The organism is Kitasatospora sp. NPDC007106 (assembly GCF_040634455.1).
In the GTDB taxonomy this organism is placed as follows: Bacteria; Actinomycetota; Actinomycetes; order Streptomycetales; family Streptomycetaceae; genus Kitasatospora; species Kitasatospora arboriphila.
In genome coordinates this window covers 1-11,972 of sequence record NZ_JBEYFP010000143.1, presented here as the reverse complement: position 1 = coordinate 11,972, position 11,972 = coordinate 1, and the positions used below count along the sequence as shown (strand labels likewise).

7 protein-coding genes and 1 pseudogene are annotated in these 11,972 nt (G+C 70.8%); 5 read left to right on the top strand and 3 right to left on the bottom strand.

Annotated features, from left to right (window positions below):
- Positions 1 to 304 precede the first annotated feature (304 nt).
- The 3 genes from ABZ641_RS14890 to ABZ641_RS14880 all read left to right on the top strand — a co-directional run bounded on the left by ABZ641_RS14890 (position 305) and on the right by ABZ641_RS14880 (position 3,373).
- Complete coding sequence (locus ABZ641_RS14890) at positions 305 to 814, top strand: YbaK/EbsC family protein (protein ID WP_344627496.1); 510 nt, start codon at positions 305 to 307, stop codon at positions 812 to 814.
- 166 nt (positions 815 to 980) lie between these two features.
- Complete coding sequence (locus ABZ641_RS14885) at positions 981 to 2,204, top strand: CoA transferase (RefSeq protein ID WP_359981985.1); 1,224 nt, start codon at positions 981 to 983, stop codon at positions 2,202 to 2,204.
- 8 nt (positions 2,205 to 2,212) lie between these two features.
- Positions 2,213 to 3,373 (top strand): acyl-CoA dehydrogenase family protein, encoded by a 1,161-nt coding sequence (locus ABZ641_RS14880; protein ID WP_359981987.1) that lies wholly within the window; start codon positions 2,213 to 2,215, stop codon positions 3,371 to 3,373.
- A gap of 51 nt (positions 3,374 to 3,424) precedes the next feature.
- Here ABZ641_RS14880 and ABZ641_RS14875 read toward each other — a convergent pair whose 3' ends face one another.
- Positions 3,425 to 3,931, bottom strand: coding sequence for a hypothetical protein (locus tag ABZ641_RS14875; protein ID WP_359981983.1), 507 nt, complete (start codon positions 3,929 to 3,931; stop codon positions 3,425 to 3,427).
- A gap of 88 nt (positions 3,932 to 4,019) precedes the next feature.
- On the opposite strand from ABZ641_RS14875, the pseudogene ABZ641_RS14870 reads away from it, so the two are divergent.
- A pseudogene (locus tag ABZ641_RS14870) lies at positions 4,020 to 4,337 on the top strand (tyrosine-type recombinase/integrase); the annotation flags it as partial.
- 191 nt (positions 4,338 to 4,528) lie between these two features.
- On the opposite strand, the gene ABZ641_RS14865 reads toward ABZ641_RS14870, so the two are convergent.
- The gene (locus tag ABZ641_RS14865) at positions 4,529 to 4,930 is read right to left on the bottom strand and encodes a DUF6188 family protein (protein ID WP_359981981.1); all 402 of its coding nucleotides are present in this window, start codon (positions 4,928 to 4,930) and stop codon (positions 4,529 to 4,531) included.
- Complete coding sequence (locus ABZ641_RS14860; RefSeq protein WP_359981979.1) at positions 4,930 to 11,724, bottom strand: polymorphic toxin-type HINT domain-containing protein; 6,795 nt, start codon at positions 11,722 to 11,724, stop codon at positions 4,930 to 4,932. The genes ABZ641_RS14865 and ABZ641_RS14860 overlap by 1 nt, the downstream gene beginning before the upstream one ends.
- Between ABZ641_RS14860 and ABZ641_RS14855 the strand changes: the two genes are divergently transcribed.
- On the top strand, positions 11,714 to 11,972 hold a 259-nt coding region (locus ABZ641_RS14855), incomplete at its 3' end, for a hypothetical protein (RefSeq protein ID WP_359981976.1). The two genes, ABZ641_RS14860 and ABZ641_RS14855, sit on opposite strands and share 11 nt — an antisense overlap.

Here is an 11,972-nt window from a genome sequence, read left to right as displayed (position 1 = left end):
CGCCGGAGGCCGCCCTCGACCACGACTGCCCGCAGGACCGGCTCGGCGACCCGGCCGAGACCGCCGCCACCGCCGCGGACCGGGCCGCCGCCCACGGCCTGGGGGCCGACCACGAGGCGCGCGGCCGTGCTCGGCGCCGAGTCCGACCCGCACGCCGAGGAGCTCGTCCTCGTCCTGCTCGCCGCGCCCGGCCTCCCGGCCGGACTGCTCGCCGCGGCGGACCGAACCGCCGCGCGGCGCCCGTGGCGGCCGTGTCGCCACCGTTCTGCCGGACGGCGGCGACCGGCTGGTAGCTTCGGGGCACATGGAGAGCACGCAGAGCATCGCCGGGTCCGTCCGCGCCGTTCTGGACGGCTGGGCGGTGCCGTACACCTGGCTGGAGATCGACCCCTCGTTCGCCGACACCGCGCAGTTCTGCGAGGAGTACGGCCACACGCTCGAGGACTCGGTCAACTGCATCCTGGTGGTCGGCAAGACCGAGCCGCGCCGCTACGCCGCCTGCCTGGTGCAGGCGACCCGCCGGCTCGACGTCAACCGGGCGGTGAAGCGGCTGCTCGGCGCCCGCCGGGTCTCCTTCGCGAGCGCCGAGGAGACGGTGGCGCTGACCGGCATGCAGGTCGGCGGGGTGACCCCGGTGGCGCTGCCGCCCGGGATGCCGGTCTACGTCGACGCGCCGGTGCTCGGCCGCACCGAGATCGTGCTCGGCGGCGGCGACCGGGCCGGCAAGCTGCTGATCGCCCCGGGCGCGCTGCTGGCCCACCTGCCGGGCGCCGAGGTCGTCGAGGACCTGTCGACCGCCCCGCCCGCCGCCTGACGCCTCGAACCGGGCGGAACCGCCCGCACCCGGCCGCCGCGCCGGCGGGGACCTGGACGGAACGTCCAGCCGGCGCCCCTGGCGACACTCCATTTCGTCGCCTGCCAAACCGCGGTTCGGGTGCACAGAATGTGTGCCACGCCGAACGAAGGAGGTGTCGATGGGGATGGAACCGACCGAATCGATCGCCGGAGCAGCGGTTGCGTGCGCGCCGCTCGCCGGAGTGCTGGTCGCGGACTTCGGCCGGGTGCTCGCCGCCCCGTACGCCACGATGCTCCTCGCGGACCTCGGCGCGGACGTGGTCAAGGTCGAGCGCCCGGACGGCGGCGACGACACCCGGGCCTGGGGGCCGCCCTACGCGCCCGACGGCCAGGCCACCTACTACCTCTCGGTCAACCGCAACAAGCGCTCGCTCACCCTCGACCTCCGCGAGGAGGACGACCGCCGCCGCGCCCTCGAACTCGTCCGGCGCGCCGACGTGGTGGTGGAGAACTTCCGCCCCGGCACGATGGCCAAGCACGGCCTCGCCTACGAGGACGTCGCCGCCGCCAACCCGCGCGCCGTGTACTGCTCGATCACCGGCTTCGGCACCGGCGAGGGCGCCGCACTGCCCGGCTACGACCTGCTGATCCAGGCGGTCGGCGGCCTGATGAGCGTCACCGGCCCGGGCCCCGGACAGCCGGTCAAGGCCGGGGTGGCCCTGGTCGACGTGCTCACCGGACTGCACGCCGCCTTCGGCATCATGGCCGCCCTGCGCGAACGCGACACCACCGGCCGCGGCCAGCTCGTCGAGGTCAACCTGCTCTCCACGCTGCTCTCCAGCCTGGTCAACCAGTCCGCCGGCTACACCCTGGCCGGCGCCGTGCCCGGCATCCTCGGCAACCGGCACCCCTCCATCGCCCCGTACGAGGTCTTCCGCGCCGCCGACCGGCCGCTGGTGGTCGCGGTCGGCAACGACCGCCAGTTCGGCGCCCTCTGCCGCGGCCTGGACGCCCCCGACCTCGCCGACGACCCGCGCTTCACCACCAACGCCGACCGGGTGGCGCACGTCGAGGACCTCGCCGCGGAGCTCGGCGGCCGGCTGCGCGAACGCACCGCCGCCGCCTGGTTCGAGCACCTCACCCCGCTCGGCGTCCCCTGCGGACCGGTCAACGACCTCGCCGGAGCCTTCGGCCTCGCCGAACGCCTCGGACTCTCGCCCCGCACCGACCAGGGCCTGGTCGCCAACCCGATCGGCCTCTCCCGCACCCCGCCCGCCTACCGCCTGGCCCCGCCACGGCTCGGCGAGCACACCGACGAACTCCTCGCCTGGCTCGACGCACCCCACCGGCCTGCGAACAACCCCGCGAACAACCCCGCGGACCACCCCACGAACGGAGACCTCCCGTGACCGGCCCGATGAAGGACCCGCTGGACCTGCTCGACATCCCCTCGCTGCTCACCGACGAGGAGCGGGAGATCCAGGCGACCGTGGCCCGCTTCCTCGCCGACCACGTCCGCCCGAACCTGCCCGAGTGGTTCGAGAACGCGCACTTCCCGCGGGAGATCGCCCCCGAGCTCGGCAAGCTCGGCGTCCTCGGCATGCACCTGGAGGGCTACGGCTGCGCCGGCACGCAGGCCGTCGCCTACGGCCTCGCCTGCCTGGAGCTGGAGGCCGCCGACTCCGGCTTCCGCAGCTTCGTCTCGGTGCAGGGCTCGCTCGCGATGTACTCGATCCACCGGTACGGCTCGGAGGAGCAGAAGCAGGAGTGGCTGCCGCGGATGGCCGCCGGCGAGGCGATCGGCTGCTTCGGCCTCACCGAGCCGGACTTCGGCTCCAACCCGGCCGGCATGCGCACCAAGGCCGTCCGCGACGGCGACGACTGGATCCTCAACGGCGCCAAGATGTGGATCACCAACGGCGCGATCGCCGACATCGCCACCGTCTGGGCCGCCACCGAGGAGGGCGTCCGCGGCTTCCTCGTCCCGCGCGGCACCCCCGGCTTCGAGGCCCGCGAGATCAAGCAGAAGCTGTCGCTGCGCGCCTCCACCACCGCCGAGCTCAGCTTCGCCGACGTCCGGCTGCCCGCCTCCGCGCAGCTGCCGGAGGCCCGCGGGCTCGGTGCACCGCTGTCCTGCCTGAACGAGGCGCGGTTCGGCATCCTGTTCGGCGCGGTCGGCGCCGCCCGCGACTGCCTGCAGACCGCCCTCGCCTACGGCGGCGACCGGATCCAGTTCGACCGACCGATCAGCGGCTTCCAGCTGACCCAGCAGAAGCTCGCCGACATGGCGGTCTCGGTGAACAACGCCGCCCTGCTCGCGATCCACCTCGGCCGCCTCAAGGAGCAGGGCCGGATCCGCCCCGAGCAGGTCAGCGTCGGCAAGCTCAACAACGTCCGCGAGGCGATCGCCATCGCCCGCGAGTGCCGCACGATCCTCGGCGCCAACGGCATCTCGCTGGACTACTCGCCGCTGCGCCACGCCAACAACCTGGAGTCCGTCCTCACCTACGAGGGCACCAGCGAGATCCACACCCTCGTCATCGGCCAGGCCCTCACCGGCATCCCCGCCTACCGCTGACCCCGGCCCCGCCGGCCCCGCAGCCCCCGCCGGATCCGTCCGGCGGGGGCTTCAGCGTCCGTAACGGGCGGTCAGCTCGGCGGCGTACCACTCCGGCACGCCGGATCGTCCGAACGTCGGAGGGAGGTACGAGGCCAGTGCCCCCGACACCTCCAGGAACGGCCCGTGCTCGGCACGCCACGCGTCCCGGACGGCCGGAGACGGGAAACCGCGGAAGACCGCGACCTCGGGATCCCGCTCGCCCCAGCACCCCCATCGCCCCGACGGGCCGGTCACGGCGACGACGTCCGCCGAAATCGCGATCGACCCCAGGGCGTCGCCGTCCGCCGGATCGAAGCCGATCGCCGCCCAGTAGTCCTCCGCGCAGGCCCCGACCGGCAGCGACACCGCCGGGTACCGGCCGCACCCGGGGAGGCCGCCGTCCTGTTCGAGGACCAGCAGATCCACCCGGTCGTCACCGTGCCACCGGGCCATGTCGCGCAGCGCCGGCCAGAACTCCTCCGTCAGCACCGCGTCGAACTCGCAGAACAGCACCTCGCCCGGCGGCGCCGCGAACACCTGCCCGGGCAGCCTGGCCGCCGTGTCGAAGACCGCCGCTGCGCGGGCCCCGATGTCCCGGTACTGCGTCAGGCCGGTCGCCGGCCACCCCATTGAACCCGCCACCCTCACACGATACTTCGACGCACTCCTCCGCCGCGCCCGCCTCCGGCAGATCCGCTTCCACGACCTCCGCCACTCGACCGCGACCCTCCTCCTGGAACAAGGCGTCGAACTCGTCGTCATCAAGGAACTCCTCGGGCACGCCCACATCGGCGTCACCGCCACCGTCTACGCACACGTCCGCCTCCGCCTCCAGCGCGACGCCATCGATCTGCTCGGCCGCGCCCTCGGCAAGCCCTCCGAGGCCGCCACCGACCCCGACGACGGCGACGGCCCACCGCTTTGTGCAACCCCCGTCCGCTGACGTTGCCGTCAACTACTGCCGTCAAGACCCCAGAGGCCCCGCCAGAGCACTCCGGCGGGGCCTCTATAGCTATTCACTACATCTGGCTCGTGTCGAACAGCAGGATCTTGCCATCGACTTCGACGCACTTACACGCGGCTAACGACGGTGGCCCGCAGGACAGACCTGCGGGCCACCGAAAAATCCCAAGGTTAGAGATCCTCGGGTCGGAAGGCTCTCATTGTGCCGATGCCTTCTCGGCATGACCACTCGAATACGCCATCATTCCGAATTCGAGCTGTCGCCTCGGATTCAGCACTACGAACATTCAGGTGATGACCTGTGCTGAATACCATCCGCAGCGATCCGGATTTGAATGCGACCGCCGACAAGACAGTTGCGCCGATCAGTCTCACCACTTCTTCGCCGGGGAGCGCCACTGCGTCCGGGGCGGTGGCCGGCCCATCTGTCAGGAGCGTCGGGCCGAAAGTTTCCAACACCACCCCGCCAGCGAGAGTTACCGTGAGCTCCTGACCATCCGACGTTTGAGTGGCTGCTACTACCGGGGTACCTCTCAGTCCGATGATCCAGCGGTCGCCAAGTTCGTCAATCACTATTCCTCCGGAAGATGGTCGAAGATGTTTCCAATGCTCTCTCCCGGAGTTCCATCAGGCAGCTGCGGGTGCACCTCGCCGGTCTTGGGGTCAATGAGCATATCAGGGTTCTTATTGCTTCCGATCCCGCGCCATCCGCCCTGGGCCTTCACCTTATGAATGGCATCCTTGATCTGCTTGACGGAATAGCCGGTGGCCTTCGCGATCGCGCCCGGCTTGGACAGCATTCCGCATGGTCCATCCGAATTGTGAACCAGGACCGGGGTCGTACCAGCGAGTACATAGTACGTGTGGAGCTCATCCACCGTGAGGTTGTGCATGCTGGCCGTGCCAGGCACCGTGCGGATGGCGGTGACGAGGGCGGTGCCGTTGGGTGTGGCGAGGCGGTGACCTGGGGACAGGCGGTCTGCCGTGGTCCAGGTGTGGGTGGTCTCGTCCCAGAAGGGATGGTGGGCGGTGGTGTGAATGGAGCTGCTGGTGCCGTCTTCGGCCTGGACCTGGACGTCCTGGAGGTCGGTGTCCTTGTTGAGCCAGGTCGTCGTGACGGTTCGGGCGCCGATGTCCTTACCGGTATCCGGGTCGGCGGCTTCTACCTCGTCCCCGGGGCGTATGTCCGCGATTGGCTTCAGCGTGCCGTCGGCCATGAGGACGAGGGTGTCCGGGCTGAAGCTGTTGCACCCCTTGAGCCGGGTCACGATGCGGTCCCGGAAGGAGCCTCCGGCGGCCGGCTTGGCGGAGCCGAGGCCCTTCAGAGAACCGAGGCCGTCGGACATCAGGGCGGCGAATTCCTCGGACTTCGCGCTGAGTGCGTCGAATGCGCCCTGGCTGGCACCGCAGTCGTTGACGATGCAGTAGGTGGCGGCGATGCGCTTGGCGCCGGCGACGTCGTCGTGCTTCTGGAGGTAGCGGGCCGCCTGGATGCAGGCTTCACGCCCGAGGCAGAGGTAGGACGTCTGTCCGTTCTCGCCGCGGTGCGCGCCGAACCAGAAGTCGCCGTTGAACGCCTGCTGGCCGTACGTGAAGTCGAAGTACCAGCGGAGCAGTTCGTCCCTGTCGTTGCTCTTCGGGGTGAACTTGGCGATCAGGTTGCTGATGACGGCGTCTTCGTCGGCCCAAGGGTTGCCCCCCGAGCCGTTGCCGCCGCCGCTGTCCCCGCTGCCGCCCGGTGCGTTGCCCCCCGAGTGACCGCCGGTCGGGCAGTTCGCTTCCTCGCCACCGCAGTTCAGCATCTGACCGCTCGGGTCGCTGAAGGTCAGCGGGTTGTTGTCGCTGTAGGTGTAGCCGGCGAGGGCCTGCGGGTCGGCGGGGACGAGGAGGGGATCCACGCTGGTGAACCGGCCGGTGGCCGGGTCGTAGTCGCGGGCGCCCAGGTGGGTGAGGCCGGTCGGTTCGTTGGTGCCGCCGAGGAAGCCGCGGGTGCCGGCCCAGCCGGTGGGCTGGGTGCCGCGGGTGCCGCCGAAGGGGGTGGAGCGGCGCTGGCTGACGGCGTTGGTGGTGGCGTCGATGCCGAGTTCGGCGGTGCCGTGGTGGTCGTTGATCTGGAAGGTGACCGTGTTGTCGTCCGTGCGGACGGCGGTGGCCGCGCCGAACGGGTAGTACCGGGTCGCCTTCGCCTTGAGGGCTCCCTTGACGAGGTTCAGCTCGGTGTTGCCGAGGTAGAGCGTCCAGTTCTCGGCGGCGGGAGCGGCACTGTCCAGGTTGTGGGCGAGGAGCCGGTTGCCGTCGGCGTCGTAGAGGTAGTCGGTGGTCCGCGCCGTCTTGGTGGTGGTGCCGCCGGTCGTCACGGAGACCGTGTCGTTGACGGACGCCAGGCGGCCCTCGGTGTTCCAGGTCAGGTCCTGGTCGCTCGACCGGTCGGCCGCGGGCTTGAGGTGACGGGCCAGCGTGTTGCCGGCCGCGTCGTAGCCGTAGGTCTCCGGGACGGGCGTTCCGAGCGCGCCGACGACGGTGCTCGTGCCGCTCAGCGCGTGGGGCTGCGCGGCGGTGGCGGCGGGGTAGGTGTAGCCGGTGGTCGCGTCCTGGCCCGTGTTGCCCGCGGGGTCGTGCCGGGTCTCAGTGGCACGGGTGCCGTTGGTGTTGTAGGTCCAGCTGGTCCAGTACGGCGCCGGGCCGCCCAGCTGGGTGCCGGCGGGGCTGGTCGGGCAGGTCGTCCCCGAGGGGGTGAAGGCCTCGGTGAGGCGTGCCAGGTAGTCGTACTGGAAGCACTGCCGGTCGGTCCCGTACGAGGACGTGTCGGTCAGCGAGGTGACGTTGCCCGCCTGGTCGTAGGTGTAGGCGGAGGCCCGCACCGGGGTGGGGTTGTTCTGCAGGGTCGTGCTGCTGGCCTGCAGGCGCTGGGTGCCGAACTCGTAGGAGTTGGTGACGGTGATCTGCTTGTTGGCGGTGCCGTTGGACAGGACGGCCTGCTGCGGCTTGCCGCTGTAGTCGTAGGTCTGCCCGGACAGGTACGGGATGCTGCCCGTGCCGCTGGCCGCCGTCGGCCGGTGCAGGGCGTCGTAGGTGAACGCCACCGACTCGCCGGTCAGGTTGCCCGCGGTCGGGTAGGAGATCGAGGCGACCGTGCCGTCGAGGCTGTAGATCGTGCCGAGGGTGTAACTGCCGGCCAGCTTCTCCTGGCCGGGGACGGAGGGAACGGTGTAGGTGGTGCGGCCCGGCCGGTAGAGCTTGTCGAAGAACGAGTACGCGGTCTTGTACTCGTAGGTGGTGCCGCCGACGGTGGTGAACCGGCTGGCGGTGGAGAGCTGGCCCTTGTTGCCGGCCGGGTCCCAGGTGCGGGAGGTCAGCAGCGGGCCGGTGGCCGTGCCGTCGTGGGTCTCCAGCGGTCGGCCGAGGTTGTCGTAGACCGTCGCCACGGTCTTCCCGCGCCCGTCCGTGGTGCTGACGGCCTCGCTGCGGTCGTTGTAGGCCGTGGTGGTGGTGCCCGCGTCCGGGTCGACGGCCTTCGTCCGGCGGCCGAGCTGGTCGTAGGTCCAGGACCAGCCGGTGCCGGCCGGGTCGGTGAGACCCGTCAGGTTGCCCGCACGGTTGTAGGAGTAGCTGGTGGTGTCGTAGGCACCGGTCGGGGTCGACGCCTTGTACTGGCGCAGCTCGGTGGTGCGTCCGGCCGCGTCGGTGATCGTGGTGGTCGGGGTGCCGCCCTGCGGCGGGGTGACGGTCGTGCGGTCGCCGCCGTAGGCGATCAGGGTGGTGGCCAGCGCCGTGCCGGGCCCGTTGCCCTTGAGCAGGGTCGTCTTGGTGACCCGGCCGAGGCCGTCGTACTCGTTGCGGGTCTGGGTCTCCACGCCGGTCGTGTCCGCGACGGTGGCGAGCGTCGCGCTGGGCGCGCCGGTCGCGTAGTACGGCGCGTACGTGAGGACGGTCTGGCCCCGTTCGTCGTAGAACGCGTCGGTGATCAGCCGACCGTTGTTCGGCCCGGGTTCCTGGGTCTGCCGGACGCGGCCGAGGCCGTCGTAGACGGTGTACGAGGTGTCCTGGCTGCTGTCCTTGTTGACGGTCTTCGTGGTGACCGAGGCTGCCTGCTGTCCGGAGGCCGCCGCGTACGCGTACTCCAGGCTCGGGCTGCCGGGGTAGTTGAGCTTCAGGTGGTCGGGCCGCCAGACCTTCAGCGTCCGGCCGAGCGCGTCGTAGACGACGTCCGTGCGCAGGGTGTTGGCGTCGATCGAGTCGACGGTCTGGCCCCGCAGCAGGTCGTGGTCGGCCGTGGTGGTCTGGGCCGTCGTGGCGTCCCCGGCCTTCGCCGGCGGCGTGGTGACCGTGGACCTGGTCGGCCGGCCGGTGGCCGGCGTGTACGCGGTGGTGGTGGTGCGTGCGTTGGTGGACGCGGTGGTGACCGGCCCGGGCGTGCCGGTGGTGTCGAACACCGTGGTCGACGCCAGGCTTGTGCTGGTCAGGATCCGGCCGTAGACGTCGTACCCGGTGGCGTTGTCCAGGTACGTGGCCTTGGTGCCCGTCTGTGACTTGAGGGTCTCCTCCAGTGTCGCGTCGCCCTTGGTCGGGGCCGCGCCGTAGGCCTGCCCGTCGTAGCGGGTGCGGACGTCGGCGAGGACGTCGGAGGTGCCGTCGCCCTTGGTGGTGCGGTCGACGGTCGCACCGCAGTTCGCCGCGACCGTCTCGGCGCGGATCGCCTTGTTGAGGATCCATGCGCCGGTGTTGTCGGCGTAGGTGGTGCGGGTGCACTGGTCGTCCGTGGTGACGGCGGTGTCACCGAGACCCTCGGACTGGGTGGTGCGGCCGTAGTCGTCGAACGTGCTCTTGGTGCGGGTCTCGCGCCAGACGCTGCCCGCCCCGTTGTCGAGGGAGGTGAAGGTGCGGGTGTCCTGGGTGCCGGTGAGGTTGGCGGTGGTCGTGCCCCAGTCGCGGACGCGGGTGGCCGTGGTCTTCTTCCACGGTGTGTTCACCGTCTTGGAGAGGACCTTGCCGCCCGGCCCGTCGTACTTCTCCGTGCGGTACTCGAACCCGGCCCAGGCGTCGTCGTCGGTGATCGGGTTGCCGAGGCCGTCGTCGACGGAGACGGAGCGGGTCTTGGTCCGGTCCGTGGCGTCGGTGCGGTCGCCGTCCGTTCCGCGCAGGAAGAAGTGCTCGCCCTGTGTGGACATCCCGCTGTTGCCGCCGGTCTCGACCCGGACGCGGCCGTAACCCCGCCACTGGGACCAGGTCTTGAGCTTCTCCTTGGTGATGCCGTCGAGGTCGTCGAAGTGCCAGGCCGCGTCACCGAGGTACGTGTAGTGCGTGACCATGTCGGGCGCGCCGCCCGTGCGGTCGGTCACCAGCACGCTGTCGACGAGGTACTTGTTGAACCACTCCGTGGTGACCGGGACGTCGTTGGTGGGCTGGTACTGCTGCGGGAAGCAGCGCGTGGTGTTGGTCTGCGGCGTGGGCAGGTGGTTCTCGTCGCAGGCGGCGGCGGAGTAGTTGACGTCGATCTGCCCGCCGACCTCGTCGATCACGGTGCCCAGGCGCTGCTTGATGAACGGTGCCCGGCCGTCACCGGTCTTGTCGAGCCGGTTGACCAGCTGCTTGTAGACCAGCGTGGTCTTCGGCACCACCACGGCCGAGGGCGACTCGGCGGTGGTCGCGTTGCCCGTCCGCTGGACGGAGGTGAGCAGCAGCTGGTAGTCGAAGTCCGCGGTGCCCCAGCTGTGCGTCAGGTCCCAGGTGTCGACCGGCTTCAGGGTGCCGTCGGCGCGCAGGGTGCTGGCGACGACCTGGCTGAGCCGCGTCCGGGTGAAGAAGGTCGGCGAGTACCGGCCGTTGTCGCAGTCCTTGCCGGTGTCGCAGTTCTGGTCCCACGGGGTGTCGTACCAGTACTGGCGGTTGGTGTTGATGTTCGCCGGGTCGCAGAGCGAGGCCGTGGCCTCCAGGCAGCGCTCCGCGGTCTTGAACTCCACCCGGGCCATCGGCTGGACGGTGGCGGAGTAGATGTCGCCCTGCTGCTGCCCGTAGTCGATGTGGTCCAGGTGACCGCCGCGGACGTACGGCGTGCGGTCGGTGGCCTTCAGGTTGCGCCCGTAGTTGTTCCCCTCGGGCGTGTACCAGTAGGTGATGTCGTTGCCGTGGCTGTCGACGACCAGGTCGAGGTTCCAGCGCCAGCCCTGCTGGCACCACGAGGAGGCGAAGCCGCTGCTGTTGTAGCAGGGCTCGCCGCTGTTGTTGCCGAACACCGGCACGGTGTAGACGGACTTGGTCTCCGGCTTGCCCGAGGCCCAGTTAGGCAGCCGGTTGTAGCCGAAGTAGTAGGCGGTGCCGTCGGTGGTGGTGGCGCGGAAGTACTCGCCGTCGTTGTCGCCGTTGCCCCGGTTGGCGTCGCGCAGGCGGACGATCTTGGTGCTGTCATCGCCCTTGATCCGCCATTCGTCCGCGGAGACCGGGATCAGTTCGCCGCTGTGGCCGGCGAAGGCGATGGTGGCGTTGTCGGTGGCCCAGCACAGGTCGCCCGGGTCAGCGCCGTTGGTCTTCGGCGCGCCGTCGTCCGCACAGGGCTTGTAGGTCCGCTCGACGAAGCCGGAGTCCATGCTGAAGCCGTCGCCGACCCAGGAGCCCTGGTTGTTGCTGTTGACGGTGCGTCCGTCGATGCTGCCCGAGTTGTAGGCGAGCCCCAGCTTCGGGGTGAGTCCGCCCGGCATCTCGGTGAGCGGCATGTCGTAGGACCAGGTGAACGACCCGCTGTTCAGCGACGTCGACCAGGTCGAGGCCGAGGAGAGCGGGGTCGCCTTGTAGTCACCCGACGGGCCGCTGGAGCCGACGGTGGCGGCGAGGACGGTGCTGCCGCCGGTGGCCTGCAGACGCAACTGCCCGGTGGGTGCGGCGGGTGCGGTCAGCGGGACGCCCTCGGCCCGGACGACCTGGTGCTCGGTGTCGTTGCCGCCCTTCAGCGGCGTCTGCACCCGGCACTCGGGCTTCTCGGGCGTCGTCAGTACGCACGCCGGGAGCCGGACCAGGCGCAGTCGCGCACCGAATCCGGCACCGCCTGCCTGGGCGAAGGCGCTGTAGTCGACCGCGACCTCGGCCGAGGTGCCGGACGGCCCGGTCGGAGCTCCGACGGTCATCAGCACGCCGGAGATCCCGGCCCGTTCGGCCGCGTCCCGGCCGAGGACCTGGACGTCGACCGACACTCCGCCGGGCGTGCTGCCGGCCGCCGTCAGGCTGACGGGGAGCGCCCCCGCCTTGGCGTCCTTCCCCGGGGCGAGCGCGGCCTTCGCCGTGCCGGCCTTGGGCCAGGACACCTGGCGCGCGGCCGGGGCGCTGAGCGTGGTGTTCGCCTTGGCGGCCTTCACACCCGCGTTCTTGACCTTCACCGGCGTGCCCGGTGACGGGACGGCGGGCTTCGTGAAGCCGGCCGCGGACGCCGCCGCGGCCAACGGCACCGTCGGCAGCAGTGATCCGATCAGAACGGCAGCCACCACGGCTGCCGTTCTCGGCCGGGACCGCCCTGCGGCAGCCCTGTTCCTACTCATGCGTGTCTTCCTCGTGACGGTGCCCCGGGCGGGGCGCATCGGGAACGGTGGGCGCGGTGCGCCCGCCGTGGTCCCCGCGGCCGGGCGGC